This is a genomic window from Bacillus sp. NPDC094106 (assembly GCF_044764345.1).
Lineage (GTDB): Bacteria > Bacillota > Bacilli > Bacillales > Bacillaceae_G > Bacillus_A.
This window is the reverse complement of sequence record NZ_JBIWHY010000002.1, coordinates 61835-84039: the sequence shown is the minus strand read 5'-3', so window position 1 is coordinate 84039 and position 22205 is coordinate 61835. Positions and strand designations below refer to the sequence as shown.

Below are 22205 nucleotides of genomic sequence, written 5' to 3'. Positions count from 1 at the left end.
TGCAGAATAAAAAGTACCTACACTCGTTTGCTCGTTCTGCTTTTACTTCGCATGTGGCAGAAAAGGGCTCTGACCGCTTCTATGTACAGCCAGATGCTCTCTCCCACCTAAAAAGAGGGGATTTATGTCGTTTTTTTAATTGATGTATATATAGTTACGATTTACCTAGTTTTAATTGCTTATCTTTTACACCGAAAGAATATTTCAGCATTGGTGGTGTAATCATTGTTGTTAAAATAACGACAATAACAATTGCTGTAAAGTAGTCTTTTGCTAGTAGACCAGAAGCAAGTCCCTGTCCTGCAATGATAAGAGCAACTTCACCACGGGAAATCATGCCAGATCCGATAATTGTAGAAGACTGTAAATCAAAGCCTGTGATTCGTGCCCCAAATCCGCAACCAATTAGTTTTGTTAAGACAGCAATGATAGTTAATGCTAAGATAAACCATACTTTATCTCCAATACCTGCAAACGTAATGTTCATGCCAATGCTGACAAAGAAGATTGGAACGAACATTGCATAAGCAATTGGTTCTACTTTCTTTTCAACTTCATGTTTGTAATCTGTCTGAGAAATGGCAATACCTGCTGCGAATGCGCCGATAATTCCAGCGATTCCTAATAGTTCACCAAAATATGCGAAAGCAAAACAAATGATAAGAGCTGCACTAATAATAGATTCTGATACACGCAGTGGTGATAACCAGCGCATAATCATTGGAACACCTTTCCAGCCAATTAAGATAATAGCTGCGAAGAAGACAACTTTTTTCAAGATAATCACTGTTAAATTCACATCACCTGTTCCTAGGAAACTCATCGCAAAGGCTAGTAAAATAACAACAAGAATATCATCAAATACAGCTGCACCTAACATAGTTGTACTTTCTTTTGTCTTCATTTTACCTAAGTCGCGAAGTGTTTGTACGGAGATACTAACACTTGTTGCACATAGAAGTAATCCTAAAAAGATTGCATTAGCTTGTTCCATGCCAATTACAAGTCCTGCAACATAACCACCCACAAATGGCAGAATGATGCCCCCAACTGCAACCGCTAAAGAGGAATTACGGTTTTCATTTAGTTCTTTTAAGTCTGTTTCAAGTCCAGCCATAAACATAAGGAGAATAACCCCTACTTCGCTTAACTGTGTAAGTAAATCTGAATTGTTAACCCACCCTAATACAGCAGGCCCAATAATAATACCGACGATCAATTTTCCAAGTACAGACGGTTGACCAAGCCTAACACTAATGTCACCAGCAATTTTTGTACTTAATAAAATTAACGCAATTTGAAAGAAAAATTCCATCTCATCTCTCCTTTTCATTTTTTGTTTTTATCATACGATTTCTCGGAGTGTGCTTAATGTAAAACAATATGTAATGCACATTAAACAGGAGGTCTTTATACGAGTTCTTTTGAACTTGTAATTTGAACTTGTAATAAATATATAATAAGTTTCAGAAAAAATCAATGTTAAATGAGCAGTTTTTTTAGTAGAGGATTCATTTTGAATAAGGAATATATGCCTATATAATGAAGGGTAAGAAGAAAGAAGCTAGAAGGAATAAATCTATTTGAAAGAAACGGAGCAGGAAACATGTTATTCAATCAACGTTTTACAATTGGAGAAATGGCAAAAATGCATAATATTCCAGAATCAACATTACGTTATTACGATGAAAAAGGTATTTTTCATCCATCCATTGTCGATCCGCAAACAAATTATCGATATTACACCATTGATCAGTTTTCACTTTTAGATACAATCAAATTTTTACGTCAGTTAAATATTTCTTTAAAAGAAATAAAGAAGTATATTGATGAAAGAAATCCAACTTATGCTTTAAATCTACTTGAAAAACAGCAAGAGATGATGTTAAAGAAGCAAAGGGAAATTGAATATGCATTGGCGAAAATGAAGCGTAAAATTGAGATGATGAAAGAAGCTACAGGGTCAAAAGTAAATCATGTCATATTTAAAAAATTGCCAAAGAGAAAAATTACGGCGCTAGCTATTGCACCGAATATAACGGATGATATGTTTGAATATTATATACATTCACTTCAAAAAAATATGAAGAAAATAGATGATAGTGTATTTTCAGGAGATCTTGGTGTGACAGTATCAAAAGAAGCATTGTTTCAAAATGAATTCCAATCATATAATCGTGTTTTTATTTTGCTTGATTATATGCCGTTTCAAATGGCGACTTCAGATACTATTAAAGAGGGGATGTATGCTTGCTCTTATCATCATGGGCCGTATGAAAAAACGGATGAAACTTACAAGGAGTTATTAAGAGGCATTGAAAAGGAAGGATATGAAGTATCCGGAGATGCAGTTGAACTCGCTTTAATTGATTGGTCTGTGACAGAAAATCCAGAAGAGCAAGTAACGGAAATACAAATCCCTGTCGTAAAAAAGAAATAGAATGCAGTAATGCTAAGAAAAATCGCATTTTTTACTTCTCTCTTGACCTTCAAGTTGCTTTAAGGTTTAAAATGTGAGCAGAGAGTCGTAAAGGAGCAATTTAAAATGGAAACAACAGAGAGATTAAGAGAAGAACCAATAAAACGTTTGTTTATTTCGTATTTAATACCAGCTGTTCTTGGAATGGTATTAATGTCAGTTAATATTATGATTGATGCAGTGATGATTAGTAGGGGAGTAGGAGCGAATGGTTTGGCCGGGGTAAACGTTGCTGTTCCAGCTTTTTCAATCTTTTTTTCTATCTCATTATGGATTGGTATGGGCGGGGCAACACTGTACTCCATTGCATTAGGTGAAAATAAAATAGAGCGAGCGAGATCTATTTTTACACAATCCATGACAGTAGCAGTTATAATTGTAGGTATTTTAATGGTTATTTGTTTATGGAAAATAGAAGATTTAGCTTATTTATTTGGAGCAAATGATGTAATCTTGCCGTATGCTTTAGATTATTTACAAGTATTGTTAACATTTGGGATGATATATGTTTTAGAAAATGTTTTGAGTACGTTTATCCGTAACGATGGGAATCCAAATTTAGCGATGGCCGGTCTTGTTATAACAGCTTTATTAAATATCGTATTTGATTATGTCTTTATCTTTATATTTGGCTGGGGTGTAACAGGAGCAGCGGCAGCGACTATCCTCTCAGCAGCAATTGGTTTTCTTGTTTTATTAAGTCATTTCTTTAGAAAAAGTAGTATTTTAAAATGGACGAAATTTCATTTTGAATGGGAGACAGTCAAACAAATTATGGTGATTGGTTTTCCAAGTTTTACAACTGAAATAACAGTAGCGATTGTAACAATTGGTTTCAATATAGCCTTTATTCAATATGCAGGAGAATTAGGAGTTGCCTCCTATGCGATGGTAAATAGCATTCATTCCATGACATTGTTATTGTTCTTTGGTGTTGGAGCAGCATTACAACCAATTGCAAGTTTTCATTATGGTGCGAATTTATCTGAAAGATTAAGGGAAGGATTACAGCTTGCCGTAAAAATAGCAGTTGCACTTGGGTGTGCAGCAATTGTGATTGGTTTATTCTTTGGGAAATATCTGATCGGTTTATTTGATGTTCAATCACCAGAATTATTTCAATTAACGATAACGGGAATTAGCCTTTTCTTTATCCAATATGTATTTTTAGGCTACAACATCGTGTATGGAGAGTATTTTCAGTCGGTAAGACAAACGAAGAAATCAGTCTTTATTATTTTGAGTCGTGGTTTATTTTTCATTATTCCGCTACTATGGATGATGCCAAAGTTGTTCGGAGTAAATGGAATTTGGCTTGTCATGCCAGTTGCAGAGCTATTAACAGCGATTATTGTATTTGGGATGAACCGTATGAAGCATCCTGTACCATTACGAATCATGGAGGAGAAACAAGCATCATAATGAGAAATCCCCTTAACCGTTTAAGGGGATTTCTCATTTTTCAGCGTAATCGTAAAAGAGCCATCTGTTTCTTGGACGGAAGCAAAAGCAATATTTTGTATACCTTTCACGCCTTTATCGAGTAACTCTTTATAGAGCCATTTTTCATTTTTGTGGATTAACTTTAAATTATCGTGTTGGATCTGTGCATCAACGATAAGGGCAATTGGTAACCCAGCATATTTCACATCGATATGCATATCTTTTGGAGTAAGAGGAACAAGCTCTCTTTTAGGTAAAATACTAATCGCACCATTTGCTTCTAAAATGGCATATTCAATTTCATGAACGCTAGGATATCCTGCTACGCGAAGATTAGAAAGTAATTCAGCGATTGGATATCTGCTTTTCTTTAAATTTTCAAAAATAATATCTCCATGTTTAATTAAAATAATGGGATGCCCTAGGATGAAACGATTGAGTTTATTGAGTAGGCTTAGCTTTGTGATTAAAAGGTGAAGGCATGTAATTACACTCATACCGACAATAGCTTGCAAAGCACCATCAACCGGCATTGCTTGAAAAGCAAAATAGGATAAAAAGATAATGGCTCCAAAATCATGTGGTGTAAGCTGTGCGAGTGCGGATTTGCCTAGCAGTTTAAGCGATATGAGAAATAATAAAAAGAAGAATGTTACATTACATAAAAAAACAAACAATGTTTACACCCCTTCATACAAAGCTCCCATTATAAAATATACTTTATTCACTATGCCCTTATTTATTATAAATATTACTTTTTAAGGTTGAATTATATATACATCAATTAAAAAAACGATATAAACCCCCTCTTTTTTAGGTGGGAGAGAGCATCTGGCCATGCATAGAAGCGGTCAGGGCCTTTTTCTGCCACATGCGAAGTAAAAACAGAAAGGGTAAACGAGTATAGGGTACTTTGTATTCTGCATAGCAGGGAGTTAGATGTTAAAAAATTAAAATGATTTATATAGATTGAATTGGAAATCGAATCTATACAAATAACTAGAGAAATATTATGATGAGAAAATAGAAAAAAATAGGAGTATACGTAAATGTTAAAGAAGAAAAAAATGATTAAGTATGGCTTAATTGTAATGATGATTATAGTAGGTTATATGGGGTTCTTACAATATAACATTTATAAGCATGGTCATATGAAGGCACCAGATGATGCAGATTATATGATTCTGTTAGGGGCAAAGGTGAAAGGAACAGAGCCTTCTTATTCTTTACAATATCGCATTGATCAAGCGGCGGAGTATTTAAAAACACATGAGCAAACAATTGTAATTGTGTCCGGTGGTAAAGGAAAAGGCGAAGATATTTCAGAAGCGTTGGCTATGAAAAAAGGATTAATAAAACAAAGCATCGCGGAAGACAGAATTATAATGGAAGAGCGCTCGACAAATACAGATGAAAATATTAAATTCTCAAAGTCTCTTATTCCAGCAAATAAGAAAAAAGGGATGATTGTTACGAATGACTTTCATATGTTCCGGGCAAAAAAAATTGCTGAAAAACAAGGTTTAAAAGTAGAGGGACTTCCTGCAAAAACACCAAAACCAATTATCATTCAGTCGAATGTGCGAGAATACTTTGCGATTACACAATATTGGCTAACCAATCGAATATAGCGACAAGTCTTTAATTGTAGGGATTTATTATTTCGTTTTGAATATTATTAAAGGTATTAAAGTTTTGAGTGCAGCTTAATATAATAGAGTTAAAAAAGGGTGATTCGGTAAGAATTTACTCTTTTTTGTTTAGGGGGAGGGTTTGTTTTATCGTAAGTGATATGGATTAGACTATAGAAGTGGCATATCGAAACAGTTTGCTGGGCATATAAGTTGTGAATATTGAAACAGATGTGTTAATTTTTCAGTATGAAGGAAAAAAGGGAGTGATTTTGATGAATGAGATAATACATAAGATGGAGCAACACGTTTCAGTCCGTAAATATAAAAATGAACCGATTCCAAGAAATATAGCTGAAAGAATGGTACAAGCAGCTCAACATGCCGCATCATCACATTTTGTTCAAGCGTATTCGGTTGTTTATGTAACAGATGAATCATTAAAGGCACAATTAGCAGAGCTATCTGGAAATCGTCATGTGAAAGATTGTGCGGCCTTCTTTGTCTGTTGCGCAGATTTAAAGCGTTTAGAAATAGCTTGTGAGAAACAAGGGACAGAGATTAAACATGATACTACAGAAAACTTTATTGTAGCTACAGTAGACGTATCGTTGTTTGCGCAAAATTTAGCACTCGCTGCAGAATCATTAGGATATGGCATTTGTTATATTGGCGGGATTCGGAACAATCCAGAAGAAGTTAGTGATATACTTCATTTACCAGATAAAGTATATCCGGTATTTGGGATGACAGTCGGAGTACCAGATGAAAGCCATGCAGTGAAACCACGCTTGCCAGTTGAAGCCATCTTACATGAAAATGCATATGACGAAAATAAATATGATGAATTATTAGCAGAATATGACGAAATAACGAATGAATACTATAAGGGAAGATCTACCAATCAAAAGAATGTAACATGGACAGGATCAATGAGTGCTTTCATGTCAAAAGAGAAGCGATTACACATGAAGGAATTTTTGAGTAAAAAAGGGTTTAATAAAAAATAAAGTTTGAAAAGCAGATCTACCTTCGATTGCTGTTGCAGAGAGTGTAGGATTTGTAAATCTTTTTGATTATGTTGTATATGAATATCGGTTTTGATTTAAAACGAAAAGCGGCTTATTTAGAGCCGCTTTTCTTTATGAATGTATTGCATGCAGCAGAGATTTTTCTAAATTGACATGTTCAGCACGAATAGAACACTTGAGCCATGCAGAAGCAATATTTTCAAATATATGTGGTTCGCCTGTTGTGAAAAAGCGATGATGTAAAAAGCATGCTTATACACATGCTATCGAATAGAGGAAGAATTGTCGTATAGCTTTCCGCTGTAAAATAGAAACAGCCATATAAAACTAACGAAAATACAACATACAGCTAGAACACTACCGATTACTTGAGGAGAAATTCTTTCTAGAAGTAATCCCGTAATAAACATAGAAATCTGTATAAGTGAGCCGTAAATTGAGTAATGAAATGCAAATACTTTGCCGATCATCTCTTCTTTCGTATAGGTTTGTAATAATGTTGTATCGAGTGGAACTATCATTCCTCCAGCAAGTCTCATACATAGTAATGTAAGGGTGCCAATAATAAGTTGATCGGAAAGAACGAAACCGAGAAAGAAAATCCCTTGCCACAAATAAGCCCAGCCAAATGCTTTTTTCATTACTTTCTCATTTGAGCCAATATAAAGATTGACAAGTAAACTTCCAATCATAAGTCCAGCACCCTGGACAGTATATAAAACGCCAATTCCAGTATTCCCTGCATGAAAGATACTTTCGGCGTAGATTGTTAAAAGCAGCTGATAGGCGCCGCCAATAATGCCCCATGAAATCCCAACGAGAATTAAAGCCATAATAATCTTTTGCCGTAATATGTATGTATAGCCTTCTTTTATATCGGTAAAAAATGGTGCCTTCGTTTTAGATGTTTCAGTAAAAGGAATGGTTGTCTTAAAAATGAAAAAGGCAGAAAGTAAGAAAGAAATACTATTGATAAAAAAAGCAGCTTCTACACTTAGGATCTGAGCGGTAATTCCGCCCAGTGAAGCACCAATGATAGCCATAAAACCATTCATTGTACTAGAAAGAGAGTTTGCGGTTACTAAATGGTTTTGCTTTACAACTCTTTTTATAGAAGATTGTTTGGCTGGTTCGAATAAGCAAGAAAGCACTGCCAATATGATATTAGCAATAAAAATGATTTCAATTCGGTAGATTGCTAGCAAATAAGTAAGGACAATCACTCCGCGTAAAATATCGGTCACGATCATGATTTTCTTTTTTGAAAAACGATCTACAATTACACCGATGAAAGGGCTGAGAAGTAGCTGTGGCAAACTTTTGCTCATAAAGGTTAGCGCAAGCATGAAAGAAGATTGCGTTACACTATACACGAGTGTTAATAATGCAATGGTGTGAAACCAATCTCCAAGTACACTTAATGTTTGCCCATAAAAGAGTTTTGTAAAGTCACTATTTTGTTTTAGGAGATTACGATATGTGATAGGTTGTGATGACATAAGGATCAGCTCTCTTTTCCTAACAATAGTTGTACTTGTCTTTTCCATTCACTTAAATATATCTTATTCATATTTGCTAATTCAAAAGGTAGTCTTGTGATGAGTTCTAAACTATTCCCATCAGGATCATGGAAATACACAGATGCATGTGCTTGTTCTGGAAAAACGATTGGTTCAATTGGTTCCATTCCAAAGTCTTTTCTTACAGCAATATTTTTGTTATTTAACCATTCTATGGCATGTTCTAAATCATTCATTTCTACTTGAAAAGCAATATGCCGTAGAGAAGGGTGATACTTTACTTTATATTCTTCGCCTTCCCAGAGACCGAGCCAACTTTCCTTTTCTACAATCCAAAAGAAAGTAGCGTTCTCATATTTTTTATATAATTTGAGACCTAATGATTCATAAAATGGTATGGATATCTGTAGATTACGGACGGGTAAATGTGCTTCATATAAACCTTTAATCATTCGAATCCTCCTGTAAAATTATGTGATTAAATTGATTCATCACCGTAACATGAGGTTGATTTTTTGAAAAAGAATCATTTTTCATACACGGAACGGAGAGTGGCGACTCCAGCGGGAATAGCGAGGAAAGTGAGACCCCGCAGGCTTGCCGAGGAGGCTCGCTCTCGCCCGCGGATGGAGTGTGCATCTATCTATATGTCACCCTCGTCTTTTGGTGATGAACCATTAAATTACATCTTTTATTTTTAATGTTAAACGATATATCGCTAATTTAAATCATGAAAAAGGATGGGATTGTCTCATACAAAAGTATGAAAAAATAACGTATTTCAATAACAATAAATTACAATTTATGAATTTTTTAAGAAATATTTATTTTTTTATTTTTTTATATGCAAAGATGAATTATACTTTAAAAAGTAATAATATGGGAAAAGGGAGTTTTTGTATAGAGATGGAGATGAGACAATTACAAGATAAAATAGAAGATCAAAAACAAGAGTTAAGTGTACTTGTTGCTAAATATGGATTAGCTCATGATAAAGTTGTATTATTTAGTCGAGATTTAGATATACTAATTAATAGGTTTATGAATGAACAGAAAAATGATGTGATATTGTGTGGACAGTTAACGAGATAAATAGGAATCAATTCAACTGTTTGGTAGTTACAAACAATTAATATCTCTATTGATGTATATTGTGATTAATAGTTTATTGAGCAAGAAAACATGGTGAGGAATTTTTTGAAGGCGTATCGTATAGAAAAATTTGTGAAATATATAGATCCATTTTAATTTTTCGACATCTACATCCTTGCTATGCAGAATAAAAAGTATCCTACACTCGTTTGCTCTTTCTGTTTTTACTTCGCATGTGGTAGAAAAAGGCCCTGACCGCTTCTATGCATGGTCAGATGCTCTCGTCCATCTAAAAAAGCGGTTTTTAAGTTGGTATTTATAGAACTACTTAAAGAACTACTTAAAGAAAAGACACTCAATAGAGTGTCTAAAGTTATCGTAGTTTCTCCTAGAGAAGTTGTTATTGTTTACAAGCCTCGACATCAATGCCCGCAGCAATTAATTTCTTTTCACCTTCTTGTTCAATGATTTTTTGTAATTTTGATAAGAAGGAATCAAAGTCTGTATGCTTAGCAACTTGAAATGTCATTTTATGTTCAATTGGAAGCCAAGTGTCGATATCTGCTTCGTTATGTTGAATCTTTACCTCTAGCTTATCGAGAGCATTTGCAACTTTGGCTTCATATGTTTCTTTCGCTTCAAATTCCATCCATAAATCGTACAATTCTTCGCCAAGAGGACCTTCTAGTGTACGTTTAATATGTAAAATTGCCTGTTGTTCATTTTCTTGTTTTTTTAATTGTAATTCACGACTATTCATTGTATCAAAAGCAGGGATATCTCCAGCTTCAGCTTCCACAAGATCATGAATGATAACCATTTTAAGTAGCTTTTCCATGTTTACTTCTTTATCTAAATAAGGCTGAACCAAGACAGCCATTAGTGACATACGCCATGTATGTTCGGCAACGCTTTCTTGACGACCGTTAGAAAGCCAGCTATGTCTCATTTCATATTTCAGTTTTTCTGCTAGTGCAATGACTTGTAAAATATTATGTTCCATATGGATCCTCCTCACATTGCTATATTGTAATTTTAATATAAAAATGAAATGTGTCAATTTCATGAGAATATTGCGATAAACGGATAAGGGAAGTATAATGATAAATGAATGCAAAAATGTATTATTAAAATAAAAAAATATTCAAAAAAACAAAAAGGAAGGGCAGGAATATGGGAGACGAAAATCAATTGTTAGCTAGACCAAATAAGAAAAAAAGAAAGTTTGATATTTCTAGCCCGTTTGGCATTGTAGTAGGATTCGTCATTGTAATTGCAGCAATCATGCTTGGCGGCGGTGGAATAAAAGGTTTTAAAAATTTCTTGGATATTTCATCTATTCTAATTGTTATAGGAGGAACAGCAGCTACAGTTGTTGTTGCTTATAGATTTAGTGAAATAAAAAAATACACGAAGAGTATTTTTTCTGTATTGAATAGACAAGAAGAAGACTTAGAACAACTAACGGAATTATTTGTAGATTTCTCCAGAAAATCAAAAAAACATGGCCTATTATCGTTAGAGGCGGATGGAGAACAGGTAGATAATCCTTTTATTCAAAAAGGAATTCGCTTAATGCTAAGTGGGTACGATGAAGAGGAATTAAAAGAAATACTAACGAGGGATATTGAAACAGAAGTATATGAGTTGAAAAAAGGTGCGACATTACTAGATAAAATTGGTGATTTTGCACCAGCTTGGGGAATGATTGGGACATTAATTGGTCTAATCATTATGCTTCAAAATTTACAGGATACTTCACAAATTGGTACTGGTATGGCAGTAGCGATGTTAACGACGCTGTATGGATCGGTAATTGCCAATATGATTGCGATTCCGCTTGCTGAAAAAGTATATCGCGGTATCGAAGATATGTATACAGAAAAGAAATTTATTATGGAGGCGATTTCAGAGTTGTATAGTGGACAAATTCCTTCTAAATTAAAATTAAAGCTGGATACGTATGTATATGAAACGAAAATAAAAAAAGAAAAACGAGCAGCCTAGTTTTTTAGGGGGGGTATGATGATAAAACGACCGCAAAAAGGATCACCGCGCTGGATGACGACCTTTACCGATTTAACGATGTTATTGCTTACTTTTTTTGTATTATTAGTTGCTACGTCAAAACAAGATACAGCGAAATTTTCAAAGATGCTTGAGAAGTTTAGTGATACAGGGCAAGTAGATGCACAAGTAATGGAAAATACAATACCTGATATTTCTCATGAGAAAAATAGTGAAAAGGTAGCTTCTAAAAAAAGAATGGATGAATTATATAAAAAGTTAAAAAATTATGTAACAGATAATGGAATTGAAGAGGTAAAAGTTTACCGTGAAGATACAGGTGTTAGTATTGTTATTGTAGATAATTTAATATTTGATACAGGAGATGCGAACATTAAACCTGAAGCGAAAGATATTATAAGTGGATTAGCGGGATTTTTTCAATCTGTTCCAAATCCAATTGTCGTAGAAGGTCACACGGATAGTAGACCAATTCATAATGAAAAATTCCCATCAAACTGGGAATTATCTTCAGCTCGTGCTGCAAATATGATTCACCATCTTGTTGAGGTGTATCATATAGATGATAAAAGGCTGGCAGCAGTAGGGTATGCGGATACAAAACCAGTAGCACCAAACGATTCACCAGAGAATTGGGCAAAGAATCGTCGTGTTGTTATATATGTAAAAGAATAATATATTTCTATTTTATTAATAAAATAATAAAAATGTAGAAATTCTTTAAAAAAAATGTTAAATTTTCTCGTGTTATTTTGTATAATGGGTGAGAATGATAGGCTTAAATATTAAGATATGGTTATACATAGAAGGAGAGAACTGAAAAAAATGGCACATAAAATTTTAGTTGTAGATGATGCGATGTTTATGAGAACAATGATTAAAAACTTATTGAAAGGCAACACTGAGTTTGAAATTATCGGTGAAGCAGAAAATGGATTAGAAGCAATTCAAAAATTTAAAGAGCTTCAGCCTGATATTGTAACACTAGATATTACAATGCCAGAAATGGATGGATTAGAAGCATTAAAAGAAATTATAAAAATTGATGCGAATGCAAAAGTTGTTATTTGCTCTGCGATGGGACAACAAAGCATGGTACTAGATGCAATTAAGGTTGGTGCGAAAGACTTTATTGTTAAGCCTTTCCAAGCTGACCGTGTTATTGAAGCATTAACAAAAGTAGTAACAAGCTAATTCATATAAAGGGGTGCCACAAAGAATCGAACAATGATATGTATAGAAGTGTGGTACCTCTTTTTCTATTGTTTTTAAAACATTAAATTGTTATACATAAATGAAATGTTTGTGGAGACAGGTAGGGGATTAAAATGCAAACAGATCTATTGAATATATTTTTTGAAGAGGCAGAAGAGCATTTACAATCATTAAATGAAAATGTGCTGAATTTAGAACAGAACCCTGAAGACATGGATGTCGTAGGAGAAATCTTCCGTTCAGCGCATACATTTAAAGGTATGTCTGCAAGTATGGAATTTAGTGAAATGGCAGATTTAACGCATAAGATGGAAAATGTTCTTGATGAAATTCGTCATGGTAATATGGCAGTAAATGCCGATATTATAGATGTTGTTTTTGAATGTATTGACAATTTGGAGAAAATGGTCGCAGATGTTCAACAAGGCGGTATGGGAAATATAGATGTTACTGCTACAAAACAAAAACTAGAAGCATTATTAAATGGTGATGCAGTAGGTGCTGCGGAAAGTCAAGCCCAAGTTGAGTTAGAGGACGATGACACAGCTTCTTACGAAATTCATGTTACTGTGGAACAACAAGCAATCTTAAAAGCAGTACGAGCAATTATGTGTATTGAAGCATTGCAAAAATTGGGAAGTATAGAAAAAACAGTCCCAAGTATGGAAGAAATTGAGGCGGATACCTTTGGATTTGAATTTACAATTTATATGAATACAGATCAAAGTGAGGAAGAGCTAAAGCAAGCTGCACTTCATGTTTCTGAAATTGAAAAAGTAGAAGTAAAGCAAATCCAAAAAGAAAAAACAGCCGTACAAAAGAAGAAAGAAGCTGTTCAGTCTGTAATTAAGCAGAACGTAACGCCTGCTCAATCGACTTCTAAAGAGGCGCCTTCAAAAGGGAGCGCAAAAGGTAAAAATGCAAAAGTAGAAAACCGCTCTATTCGTGTGCAATTAGAAAAAATCGAGCGATTGATGAACATGTTTGAAGAAAGTGTAATTGAACGTGGTCGCATCGATGAATTAGCAGAGACGATTCAAAATAAAGAATTAATTGAACATTTAAATCGATTAGGTGATATTTCTAAGGATATTCAAAATGTACTATTAAATATGCGTATGGTGCCGATTGAAACGGTCTTTAATCGCTTTCCGCGTATGGTACGCATGCTTGCAAAAGATTTAGGGAAAAAAATTGATTTGCAAATTACAGGTGAAGATACTGAAGTTGATAAAATCGTTATCGATGAAATTGGAGATCCGCTTGTTCATTTAATTCGTAACGCAATCGATCATGGTATTGAAACAGTTGAAAAGCGCCGCGATGCTGGTAAAAATGAAACAGGTACGATGAAATTAGAAGCGTTCCATAGCGGTAATCATGTTGTAATCCAAATTACGGATGATGGAAACGGCATTCATAAAGGGAAAGTATTAGAAAAAGCCATCAAAAATGGTGTTGTAACCGAAGCGGATGCTAATAAATTATCGGATCGTGAAGTGTTTGAACTTATTTTACAACCTGGTTTTAGTACGGCTGAAGTTGTTTCAGATCTTTCTGGACGCGGTGTTGGATTAGATGTTGTAAAGCATACGATTCATAGTTTAGGCGGACATTTAATTGTTGATTCAGAAGAAGGAAAAGGTAGTACGTTCCGTATTGAGCTTCCTTTAACACTTTCTATTATTCAATCTATGCTTGTGCAAACGAATGAAACGCGTTATGCTTTCCCGCTTGGCAATATTGTAGAGGCGATTCGAATTAAGAAAGAGGACATACAAGCATTAAATGGGAAAGACGTTCTTAATTATCGTGATCAAATTATTGAAGTGAAACATTTAAGTGTTGTTTTTGGTGAGAAAACAGCAGCTGAGGTGTTTGAATCATATGAAGGTCAAATGGTTCCGGTTTTAATCGTTCGTAATACGCATCGAAGCTATGGACTTATTGTAAATACAATTATTGGTCAAAGAGAAATTGTCTTAAAGTCGTTAGGTGACTTTTTTGCAGAGAATGCAAATCATTTCTCTGGTGCGACAATTCTTGGTGACGGACGGGTAGTCCTCATTTTAAACCCAGAAGGTTTATAGTATGAATGAAACTCCCCAGTAGATGGAATTGGGGAGTTTTTAGTTACAAGAATAATAAAGTGTATATTTGCTCATCTATGTTTATAATTTTTATAATAAGTTTGTTAAAATATAACGAGTGTAATAGATAGTCTGTATGATTTTTATGAAAAAATAGAAATGAGGAGGCGGGGAAAATGCCTGAACAACATACAAAAGGAGACACGGGCACAATTGTGCTAGAAAAAGAAAATCAGCCACTTACGTCTCAAGAGTGTGACATTCTTGGAGAGATTGCAAATATATCATTTGGTTCAGCTTCAACTATATTATCAACTATTTTAAATAGGCAAGTAAGTATTACTGCTCCTCATGTAGAGATGGTAGATTTATATGATGCGAGAGAAATTGAAGTTCCACATGTCGTATTAAATATTCATTTTACAAAAGGACTAGATATGGAGAATCTTCTTGTCCTTAAACAAGATGTTGCCTTGGCTATCGCGGATTTAATGATGATGGGAACAGGTGAGGTTGAAGAAGGAAAAGAACCTGGAGAATTAGAACTAAGTGCGGTACAAGAAGCGATGAATCAGATGATGGGGTTTGCGGCAACATCTATGTCAGAGTTCTTCCGAGATACGGTTGATATGTCTCCGCCAACGATTAAGGTTGTAAAGTTAGCAGACGAGATGGAGAAAATCTCTGGTATTGATGGAAACGGTACAATTATTAAAGTGTCATTTGATTTAAAAATAGATGAACTTGTAAACTCTAAACTTGTACAAATCGTGTCAGTTGAAAATGCGAAACAAATGATAAATAAATTGTTGCAGTTATCTGGCGGTGCAGAACCAGCAGAAGTACAAGACATAGAAGAGACGCAGGAACTAGAAAAAACGGAAGAACAGCCTGTAAAAGAGTACTTAACACAAGAAGAAAAGGATGTTCTTGGAGAAATTGCTAATATTTCTATAGGTTCAGCTTCAACTGTATTGTCGACAGTGTTAAATCAACCAGTAAGTATTAGTACACCGAATGTGGAAACGATTAATGTTCGTCATTATGATGATGTGCCGATGCCGTTTGTTATTTTAAACGTTGACTTTGTTGAAGGTTTGAAAAATGAAAATATATTCGTATTTACGAAAGATGTTGCTTTAACGATGGTAGACCTTATGATGATGGGGACTGGCGAAATTGATCCAGAGCAAGAACTTACAGAGCTGGAACTAAGCGGCATTAAAGAAATTATGAACCAAATGATGGGGCATGCGGCAACTGCAATGTCAGAAATGTTTATGGAGAAAATGGACATTACTCCGCCGGCGGTGAAATTTGTTACATTAAAAGAAGAAATGGAATATTTAGGAGAAGGAACAGATTTGGACGAACTTGTTCAAATTACATTCAATATTGACATTGGGGATCTTGTTCACTCAAAAATGTATCAAATTTTACCGATTCCAGAAGCGAAGGAAATGGCAAGACGTCTTCTTTATCCAGTTGTCGAAGAAGCAGCTGAAGAGGAAGAAATTCGAGTTCCGGTAGTGCAGCCGATTGAGTTTCAAGAAATCAAAGTGAATAATCCATCGTATATGGATACATCCATTCTGCAAAATGTAGAAGTCGATGTAAAATTTGTATTTGGAAGTACGGTCAAAACGATTCAAGACATATTAAGCTTACATGAAAATGACGCAGTTGTTTTGGATGAAGATATTGATGAACCGATTCGAATTTATGTAAATGATGTATTAGTCGCTTACGGTGAACTTGTAAATGTTGATGGCTTTTTCGGTGTGAAAGTTACAAAATCGTTATAAGACATCAAAATAGGAGTTTGAACAAATAGATGAAAAGTATGAGACGTTTTCTCATTGGCTGGATGGTAGTACATCTACTTATATTGTTCCCTATGCAGAGTAAAGCGGAAGAAGATGTAGTACAAAATAATGATATAGGTAAAATGGATCAACAAGATGATCGAAATCAGCAAGGAAATGAACGAGAGACAGACCAAAAAGAAGAGAAAGAACAAAAAAAAGAAAACGAACAGCAGCATGAGCAAAAGGTAGAAACGGAGTTAGGTGTAGTTACGGTTAGTAAACAACAGGCTATACCTGGAGAAAAGGTTCGAATTGCAGTAGAGCCGAAAGAACAAAATATTCAAAGTATAAAAGGCTCATTGCAATTGCAAAAAAATGATAGCCAGTATGATCAAAAAAGACCGCTATCTTTTGCGTACGAAGATGAAACGAAGCAATGGGTTGCATATTATACGGTTGGACCATACGATTTAGAAGGTGATTGGCATCTTCAGCTCATGCAAAGTCGTAAAGAAGCTGGAAAAGAAGAATTAGAAGAGCGAGAAGAAAAGGTTCCACTTGTTCATATTAAAAATGAAACACCGACTTTGGATAAAGAACTACCGAAGCTTGAGCAAATGATCATTGATGGAGCGAAAGATGGAGTGGTAGAGCGAAAGATTGGTGATTCGCTCCATATTCGTGTGAAAGCATCAGATGCAGAATCAGCGGTGAAAGAAGTGCGCGTTGTATTAAAAGGGAAAGAGAACAGCAGCGACATTACATTTTTACTAGATTACAATAAGCGTGAAATGGATTGGCGCAAAATGTATGAAGTAACAGGGGCGTTGCAAACGGGTACGTATCGCCTTAGTATTGAGATCGTTGATGCTGCGGGGAATCAATTCGTCCAAGAAAGTGAATATGTGATATCGGTTAGTGAACAACAGCCAAAAGAAAAGGAACAGCAAGAAGAATCGATTCAAGCAAATAAACAAGAAGAGCAGCATATAAAGCAAGATCAAGTGTCTAAGCAAGAAGAAAAGATGGCCGAGGTTATAGGTGTACCTAAGAAGCAAGAGGAACCAACTCATTCTCAACAAGAAGCGACGAAAGTACATAAGAAGACAACGGATGAAAAGGACGATAAAGCTGCTTCAAAAAAACAAGAGCAAGTTGAGAGTCAAAAAGAGAAAAAACAGCCGAAAAATGAACAAGGTATTGAGGCCTCAGATGTATTTGCCGTTATATCTGGATTGTTCGTATTATTCTTTGTCTTAAAAAATAATAAAGAGTGGGGCTAAAAAGAACGATATATTATACTGTGGTATTTGAAAAGGGAGGCGTAAAATGGACATCAAACGCATTGCGATTGAAAATAAGACGTTAGAGCCATTAAAACAGCCTGCTGCTATTTCTGAACAAGAAGTACAGAAAGAACAAAAGCAAAGTAATGTTACGTTTACGACTCAATCTCAAATTATTACAAAAAATAATGAAATCGGAATTTTACTTGCCAGCCTTGCTGACGGGAAAGCGCTAAAAGAAGTTCTCATAAAGGAAATGGACACAGTATTGCAGTTGTTTTCGAAGCTTCATACCCTGTCAAAAGAAGGACGACAATCAGAGCCAATCTATGAACAAATTGTAAGAAGTATAGAGGGTCTTATCAAACAAGCGCATGTGAAAGGAATTCCTTTACTAGATGGAACATATGACTTCGCTGAAGTACCGATGTCGTTTGGGAGAAAAGTATTGATTCCATTACTGGATGTAGGCGGGCTTGTTTCTAGGGCGGAGCAGGATTCTTCACAAGGAAATATAAACATGATTGTTGGCGTGATTACAGCCTATATCACAAAGCTGTCGAGTGAGGCTGTTTTGATAAATGGTACGCATATCGTTCCGAAAGACCGCGATGCAAGTGTATGGCGAGCGCTAGCTGAAATGAATATGACACAGTTATCTCAGCAATTGAAAGAAGTCGCGCAGGAGCATAAGTGGTCTATGACCATTTGCTTTTTACTCATATGGATCATTTGTATCGTTCTGATTCGATGGTAATAGCAATGACATAAGAAAAGGGTCGCCGTTCTATACAAGAAGGCGACCCTTTTCTTATAGGTTATATTTTCTCATAAAAGAATGTATCGAAGCGCTGAAGATTATAGCGTTCAGGAGTTAAGATTTGCTCGGTGCTACCGACAAATAATACGCCGCCTTTTCGTAAAGAACGGCTGAATTTTTCATAAAGTTTACTTCTCGCTTCTTCTGTAAAATAAATCATGACGTTACGGCAAATAATTAAATCGTAATTTGTATCAAAGGATTGTGTTAACAAATCATGCTGTTTAAATGTTACTTGCTGTTTAATACTTCGGCTTAGTGTATATGTATCGTTTTCTTTTGTAAAATGACGTGTTTTAATGGTGTCAGGTAATTCTTTTAGTGATCGTTCCGTATATTGTCCTTGTTTTGCTTTTTCTAAAATATGAAAATCAAGATCTGTTGCTTGAATTTCATAGCGAAACGCTGGTAATCGATCTGATAAGATTAACGAGAGGGTATACGGTTCCTCGCCAGCTGCGCACGCAGCACTCCATGCTTTTAATTTACCGTTATTTTGTTCTAATAGTTTTGGGAGAACTTTTGTTTCTAACGTTTGCCAGCGTTCTTTATTACGGAAAAATTCCGATACATTGATCGTAATGTAATCAATAAAGCTTGTAAATAATTCCTGGTTATTTCGTAAAGTGTTTAGGAAGTTGGCGTAATTTTCAAAACCTTTTCGAGAAATAAAAGAATCAATTCTTCTACGCATCCTATCTTGTTTATACGAAGAAATATCCATATTAAATTGCTGTTTAAAACTCGCTATAAAATAATCATAGTTCTGTTCAGTTGTCATAGTTATATAGGCACAATATTTTTGTATTGTGCCTCCCCCTTTTACATCATGCGAATTTTTTGTTCAAAGCTTTTTTGCATTTGTTCTACATGTGAGCCCGGTAAATCGTAAATAACGGCATCAATTCCGGCGTCTTTGGCGATATCGACAGGAATAACAGAAGTATGTTTATCGCCGTTATAAAAACAGAGAACTAAATTGCTGTTTTCGACAATTTGTTTAACAAAAAACATATATTCTGATCGATAAATTGAATCGTATGGGTGATCGAAGGCGATATACTGAGCCCCATGTGCTTGTAAATAATCAATAGCCTCTTGAAATTCGTCTGTTAGCAAATGCAATGGTTGTAATGTATACAGGTATAAATTTTGTGCAAGTCTTTCATTTTCAACAAAGAAACGAAGGACTTCATTTTCAATAGATTTGTAACATAATATGTAAATTTTATGTTTGTTAGCATAGTCTGATAAAAAATTTTTGATTTCTTCTCGATCTAATGCTGTTAATTGATTTGAACCACAAAGAAAGATATTCATAGATTTGTGCCACCTCATGATAAATTGTAACATATCTTCTGCAAAAAATAACTGCAAAATATCGTGATACAGAGTATAATTATAAATAACTGGATTTTACGATTAAGTGAAGAAAGAAATAAAAAAATAAATAGGTGATATATATGCTACGTTCTATCTCGCATAATCCAATTTTATCGCATATACCGCCTGCTGCGCAAACGCCGAAAGAAGCGAATTCAAGAAGTGGTCTTGTTTTTTCGGATAATTTGCACGCAGAGGACAAGAATGATAAATTGCTAGAACAAATGGAGACATTTGTTGATAATATTGGAGAAATTAAAGAAAAAATTGAATTAGAGTTAACGCTGGATAATGTGATGGAATACAAAAATACAGTAAAATCATTTTTGAATTTCTATGTTGATCACGTACTACAGTACAAAGATGTGATGTCGCGTCATCCGAGGTATGGATACTCGCAAAAAATGACAATTGTGAAACAAGCTGAAATGGGTTTAAATGATTTAGAGGATGTTATGAATTTAATTAATACAAAAACAGGTCATTTAGAAATGTTAAATCAAATCGGCGAAATTCACGGTTTAATTGTTAACCTAGTATTGTAAAAAGGAGGGAAGTTATATGTACATACAATTATATGAGAAACTTGTTCTTATCCAAAAGGCATATGAAAATATTAGTGTGCTTGGAGAACAAATGTATGAGAATTTACAACAAAAAAATGTGAGTGAAGTACAAAAATTACAAGTAGAGCAACTGCAGTATATAGACGGTGTCAAACAGCTGACAACTGCTTTTCAAGAAATGATTGAGCAGTTTTGTAAGGAAAATGGCATCGAACCATATCGTATGCAATCATTATTTTCGTATTTTTCGGAAGAAGAAATTGAAAAAATAAAAGAATTACAAAAAACATTAGCAACGCTAGAAGAAAATGTAAAAATGATACTTTTGAAAAATCAATATTACTTAAACGTACTATTAAAAATTACAGAAGGTATTGTGGATTCTGTTTCTGAGTACAATCTGGAAAGGAATCATAATTCGCAAATCTTTATAAATGAGTTATTGTAAAGGAGAAGTGAAAAATCATGAGGTTATCTGACTATAATAGACCGCTATCGGGTTTGTTAGCAGCACAACTAGGGTTGAAAACAACGCAACAAAACCTTTCTAACATTCATACACCAGGATATGTACGCCAAATGGTGAATTACGGATCGATTGGATCAAGTAGAGGTGATACACCAGAGCAAAGAATTGGCAACGGTGTTCAAACATTGAGCATAGACCGTGTTACGGATGAAGTGAAAACAAAGCAATATAATGAGCAATTCTCTCAGCTTTCTTATTATTCTTATATGAATTCTACTTTAGGACGAGTAGAGTCAATGGTAGGAACAACTGGGCCCAACTCGTTATCGAGTTTAATGGATGGTTTCTTTAATTCATTTCGTGAAGTAGCGAAAAATCCAGAACAACCGAATTACTATGATACGTTAATTGCTGGAACAAATAAATTTACGAATCAAGTAAATCGCCTCGCAAAAAACTTAGATACGGCAGAAACACAAACAGCAGAAGATATTGAAGGACATGTAAATGAGTTTAACCGCCTTGCTACTAATTTAGCAGAAGCGAATAAAAAGATTGGACAGGCAGGCTCGCCCGTACCGAATCAGCTCTTAGATGAGCGGGATCGTATTATCAAGGACATGTCTCAATATGCCAACATAGAAGTTTCTTACGAATCAATGCATCCTAATATTGCAAGTGTTAGAATAAGCGGCTCGTTAACAGTGAGTGGACAAGATACATACCCACTTCAGCTGAAAAAGGATCAGGAACCATATAAAGTCCAAATTTCTGGAAAAGATATTTCGTTACAGGGCGGTTCCATTTCTGCTGCAATTGATACGAAAGCAAAGATTGCTGACTATAAGAAAGACTTCCAGGAATTAGTGATTGCTGTTAAGGACCAAGTGAACACTGTTATGAAGAAAGAATTCTTTAAAGGAGATCATGCACGAAATATTCAATTAAACCCTGACTTCATAAAAGACGTTTCAAAAATGAAAATTTCTGCTGATACTGCAAACCAACTTGCAAGAGTTACAGATCAACAATATAAGGACGGACTTTCTTATAAGCAAACATTAGATAAATTCCTTGTTGGGGTAGCATCTGATAAAAACGCCGCTAGCGCATTTAAAGACATTCATGGAGACTTATTACAAGGTATTGAACAAGAAAAAATGAGTATAGAAGGCGTCAATATGGAAGAAGAAATGGTCAATTTAATGGCATTCCAAAAGTATTTTGTAGCGAATTCAAAGGCAATTACGACGATTAATGAAGTATTTGATAGCCTATTTTCAATTATTCGATAAAGTGAAGCTAGTTAATTCATAAAGAATTAAAATATATAAAGAGGGTGAT

22 protein-coding genes are annotated in these 22205 nt (G+C 34.8%); 15 read left to right on the top strand and 7 right to left on the bottom strand.

What is annotated here, in order from left to right; translation table 11 throughout:
* Positions 1–154: 154 nt before the first annotated feature.
* A complete protein-coding gene (locus ACIQ7L_RS03200; protein ID WP_400566534.1) occupies positions 155–1315 on the bottom strand; it encodes a cation:proton antiporter in 1161 nt (386 codons plus the stop codon).
* Between the two features lie 291 nt (positions 1316–1606).
* Between ACIQ7L_RS03200 and ACIQ7L_RS03195 the strand changes: the two genes are divergently transcribed.
* Together ACIQ7L_RS03195 and ACIQ7L_RS03190 are read left to right on the top strand one after the other, a co-directional pair.
* On the top strand, positions 1607–2440 hold the full coding sequence (locus ACIQ7L_RS03195) for a MerR family transcriptional regulator (protein ID WP_400566532.1): 834 nt from the start codon (positions 1607–1609) through the stop codon (positions 2438–2440).
* Positions 2441–2545: 105 nt separating this feature from the next.
* A complete protein-coding gene (locus ACIQ7L_RS03190; protein ID WP_400566529.1) occupies positions 2546–3901 on the top strand; it encodes an MATE family efflux transporter in 1356 nt (451 codons plus the stop codon).
* A gap of 20 nt (positions 3902–3921) precedes the next feature.
* On the opposite strand, the gene ACIQ7L_RS03185 is transcribed toward ACIQ7L_RS03190, so the two are convergent.
* The gene (locus ACIQ7L_RS03185; RefSeq protein ID WP_400566526.1) at positions 3922–4599 is read right to left on the bottom strand and encodes a DUF421 domain-containing protein; all 678 of its coding nucleotides are present in this window, start codon (positions 4597–4599) and stop codon (positions 3922–3924) included.
* Between the two features lie 372 nt (positions 4600–4971).
* Between ACIQ7L_RS03185 and ACIQ7L_RS03180 the strand changes: the two genes are divergently transcribed.
* Together ACIQ7L_RS03180 and nfsA are read left to right on the top strand one after the other, a co-directional pair.
* Complete coding sequence (locus ACIQ7L_RS03180) at positions 4972–5553, top strand: YdcF family protein (RefSeq protein ID WP_400566523.1); 582 nt, start codon at positions 4972–4974, stop codon at positions 5551–5553.
* 275 nt (positions 5554–5828) lie between these two features.
* Positions 5829–6563, top strand: coding sequence for an oxygen-insensitive NADPH nitroreductase (gene nfsA, locus ACIQ7L_RS03175; RefSeq protein WP_400566520.1), 735 nt, complete (start codon positions 5829–5831; stop codon positions 6561–6563).
* A 284-nt stretch (positions 6564–6847) separates the two neighbouring features.
* Here nfsA and ACIQ7L_RS03170 read toward each other — a convergent pair whose 3' ends face one another.
* Positions 6848–8083, bottom strand: a complete 1236-nt coding sequence (locus ACIQ7L_RS03170; RefSeq protein ID WP_400566518.1) for an MFS transporter — start codon at positions 8081–8083, stop codon at positions 6848–6850.
* 5 nt (positions 8084–8088) lie between these two features.
* Positions 8089–8556, bottom strand: a complete 468-nt coding sequence (locus ACIQ7L_RS03165) for a VOC family protein (protein ID WP_400566516.1) — start codon at positions 8554–8556, stop codon at positions 8089–8091.
* Between the two features lie 400 nt (positions 8557–8956).
* Here ACIQ7L_RS03165 and ACIQ7L_RS03160 point away from each other — a divergent pair, with 400 nt between their 5' ends.
* Positions 8957–9196 (top strand): Spo0E family sporulation regulatory protein-aspartic acid phosphatase, encoded by a 240-nt coding sequence (locus ACIQ7L_RS03160; protein ID WP_400566513.1) that lies wholly within the window; start codon positions 8957–8959, stop codon positions 9194–9196.
* A gap of 400 nt (positions 9197–9596) precedes the next feature.
* Here the strand turns inward: ACIQ7L_RS03160 and ACIQ7L_RS03155 are convergent, their stop codons facing one another.
* Positions 9597–10199, bottom strand: a complete 603-nt coding sequence (locus tag ACIQ7L_RS03155; RefSeq protein ID WP_400566510.1) for an HD domain-containing protein — start codon at positions 10197–10199, stop codon at positions 9597–9599.
* Positions 10200–10369: 170 nt separating this feature from the next.
* Here ACIQ7L_RS03155 and ACIQ7L_RS03150 point away from each other — a divergent pair, with 170 nt between their 5' ends.
* The 7 genes from ACIQ7L_RS03150 (at position 10370) to ACIQ7L_RS03120 (ending at position 18380) form a co-directional block, all read left to right on the top strand.
* Positions 10370–11203 carry a MotA/TolQ/ExbB proton channel family protein gene (locus ACIQ7L_RS03150; protein ID WP_400566507.1) on the top strand — a complete coding sequence of 278 codons (834 nt, stop codon included), beginning with the start codon at positions 10370–10372 and terminating at the stop codon, positions 11201–11203.
* An 18-nt stretch (positions 11204–11221) separates the two neighbouring features.
* Positions 11222–11899, top strand: coding sequence for an OmpA family protein (locus ACIQ7L_RS03145; RefSeq protein ID WP_400566505.1), 678 nt, complete (start codon positions 11222–11224; stop codon positions 11897–11899).
* Positions 11900–12049: 150 nt separating this feature from the next.
* Positions 12050–12418 carry a response regulator gene (locus tag ACIQ7L_RS03140; RefSeq protein WP_335360254.1) on the top strand — a complete coding sequence of 123 codons (369 nt, stop codon included), beginning with the start codon at positions 12050–12052 and terminating at the stop codon, positions 12416–12418.
* Positions 12419–12552: 134 nt separating this feature from the next.
* A complete protein-coding gene (locus ACIQ7L_RS03135) occupies positions 12553–14529 on the top strand; it encodes a chemotaxis protein CheW (RefSeq protein WP_400566503.1) in 1977 nt (658 codons plus the stop codon).
* A gap of 176 nt (positions 14530–14705) precedes the next feature.
* Positions 14706–16334: a flagellar motor switch protein gene (locus ACIQ7L_RS03130; protein ID WP_400566502.1), complete on the top strand. Its 1629-nt coding sequence runs from the start codon at positions 14706–14708 to the stop codon at positions 16332–16334.
* Positions 16335–16363: 29 nt separating this feature from the next.
* Positions 16364–17620 carry a transglycosylase gene (locus ACIQ7L_RS03125; RefSeq protein WP_400566500.1) on the top strand — a complete coding sequence of 419 codons (1257 nt, stop codon included), beginning with the start codon at positions 16364–16366 and terminating at the stop codon, positions 17618–17620.
* A gap of 46 nt (positions 17621–17666) precedes the next feature.
* Positions 17667–18380 carry a hypothetical protein gene (locus tag ACIQ7L_RS03120; RefSeq protein WP_400566498.1) on the top strand — a complete coding sequence of 238 codons (714 nt, stop codon included), beginning with the start codon at positions 17667–17669 and terminating at the stop codon, positions 18378–18380.
* Positions 18381–18441: 61 nt separating this feature from the next.
* On the opposite strand, the gene ACIQ7L_RS03115 is transcribed toward ACIQ7L_RS03120, so the two are convergent.
* Together ACIQ7L_RS03115 and ACIQ7L_RS03110 are read right to left on the bottom strand one after the other, a co-directional pair.
* A complete protein-coding gene (locus ACIQ7L_RS03115; protein WP_400566496.1) occupies positions 18442–19224 on the bottom strand; it encodes a CheR family methyltransferase in 783 nt (260 codons plus the stop codon).
* A gap of 41 nt (positions 19225–19265) precedes the next feature.
* The gene (locus ACIQ7L_RS03110) at positions 19266–19763 is read right to left on the bottom strand and encodes a flagellar motor switch protein FliG (protein ID WP_400566494.1); all 498 of its coding nucleotides are present in this window, start codon (positions 19761–19763) and stop codon (positions 19266–19268) included.
* A 143-nt stretch (positions 19764–19906) separates the two neighbouring features.
* On the opposite strand from ACIQ7L_RS03110, the gene ACIQ7L_RS03105 reads away from it, so the two are divergent.
* The 3 genes from ACIQ7L_RS03105 to flgK are packed head-to-tail and all read left to right on the top strand — an operon-like array spanning position 19907 to position 22156.
* Complete coding sequence (locus ACIQ7L_RS03105; RefSeq protein WP_400566492.1) at positions 19907–20371, top strand: YaaR family protein; 465 nt, start codon at positions 19907–19909, stop codon at positions 20369–20371.
* Between the two features lie 16 nt (positions 20372–20387).
* Complete coding sequence (locus ACIQ7L_RS03100; RefSeq protein WP_400566489.1) at positions 20388–20840, top strand: hypothetical protein; 453 nt, start codon at positions 20388–20390, stop codon at positions 20838–20840.
* A gap of 17 nt (positions 20841–20857) precedes the next feature.
* Complete coding sequence (gene flgK / locus ACIQ7L_RS03095; RefSeq protein WP_400566487.1) at positions 20858–22156, top strand: flagellar hook-associated protein FlgK; 1299 nt, start codon at positions 20858–20860, stop codon at positions 22154–22156.
* Positions 22157–22205 lie beyond the last annotated feature (49 nt).

Bases quoted from the DNA above. Each gene is read 5' to 3' on its own strand.
- ACIQ7L_RS03200 (WP_400566534.1), bottom strand. From the start codon at position 1,315: ATGGAATTTTTCTTTCAAATTGCGTTAATTTTATTAAGTACAAAAATT.
- ACIQ7L_RS03105 (WP_400566492.1), top strand. From the start codon at position 19,907: ATGCTACGTTCTATCTCGCATAATCCAATTTTATCGCATATACCGCCT.
- ACIQ7L_RS03170 (WP_400566518.1), bottom strand. From the start codon at position 8,083: ATGTCATCACAACCTATCACATATCGTAATCTCCTAAAACAAAATAGT.
- ACIQ7L_RS03195 (WP_400566532.1), top strand. From the start codon at position 1,607: ATGTTATTCAATCAACGTTTTACAATTGGAGAAATGGCAAAAATGCAT.
- nfsA (WP_400566520.1), top strand. From the start codon at position 5,829: ATGAATGAGATAATACATAAGATGGAGCAACACGTTTCAGTCCGTAAA.
- ACIQ7L_RS03120 (WP_400566498.1), top strand. From the start codon at position 17,667: ATGGACATCAAACGCATTGCGATTGAAAATAAGACGTTAGAGCCATTA.
- ACIQ7L_RS03150 (WP_400566507.1), top strand. From the start codon at position 10,370: ATGGGAGACGAAAATCAATTGTTAGCTAGACCAAATAAGAAAAAAAGA.
- ACIQ7L_RS03180 (WP_400566523.1), top strand. From the start codon at position 4,972: ATGTTAAAGAAGAAAAAAATGATTAAGTATGGCTTAATTGTAATGATG.
- ACIQ7L_RS03115 (WP_400566496.1), bottom strand. From the start codon at position 19,224: ATGACAACTGAACAGAACTATGATTATTTTATAGCGAGTTTTAAACAG.
- ACIQ7L_RS03110 (WP_400566494.1), bottom strand. From the start codon at position 19,763: ATGAATATCTTTCTTTGTGGTTCAAATCAATTAACAGCATTAGATCGA.
- ACIQ7L_RS03135 (WP_400566503.1), top strand. From the start codon at position 12,553: ATGCAAACAGATCTATTGAATATATTTTTTGAAGAGGCAGAAGAGCAT.
- ACIQ7L_RS03140 (WP_335360254.1), top strand. From the start codon at position 12,050: ATGGCACATAAAATTTTAGTTGTAGATGATGCGATGTTTATGAGAACA.
- ACIQ7L_RS03160 (WP_400566513.1), top strand. From the start codon at position 8,957: ATGAATTATACTTTAAAAAGTAATAATATGGGAAAAGGGAGTTTTTGT.
- ACIQ7L_RS03125 (WP_400566500.1), top strand. From the start codon at position 16,364: ATGAAAAGTATGAGACGTTTTCTCATTGGCTGGATGGTAGTACATCTA.
- ACIQ7L_RS03100 (WP_400566489.1), top strand. From the start codon at position 20,388: ATGTACATACAATTATATGAGAAACTTGTTCTTATCCAAAAGGCATAT.
- ACIQ7L_RS03190 (WP_400566529.1), top strand. From the start codon at position 2,546: ATGGAAACAACAGAGAGATTAAGAGAAGAACCAATAAAACGTTTGTTT.
- ACIQ7L_RS03165 (WP_400566516.1), bottom strand. From the start codon at position 8,556: ATGATTAAAGGTTTATATGAAGCACATTTACCCGTCCGTAATCTACAG.
- ACIQ7L_RS03130 (WP_400566502.1), top strand. From the start codon at position 14,706: ATGCCTGAACAACATACAAAAGGAGACACGGGCACAATTGTGCTAGAA.
- ACIQ7L_RS03155 (WP_400566510.1), bottom strand. From the start codon at position 10,199: ATGGAACATAATATTTTACAAGTCATTGCACTAGCAGAAAAACTGAAA.
- flgK (WP_400566487.1), top strand. From the start codon at position 20,858: ATGAGGTTATCTGACTATAATAGACCGCTATCGGGTTTGTTAGCAGCA.
- ACIQ7L_RS03145 (WP_400566505.1), top strand. From the start codon at position 11,222: ATGATAAAACGACCGCAAAAAGGATCACCGCGCTGGATGACGACCTTT.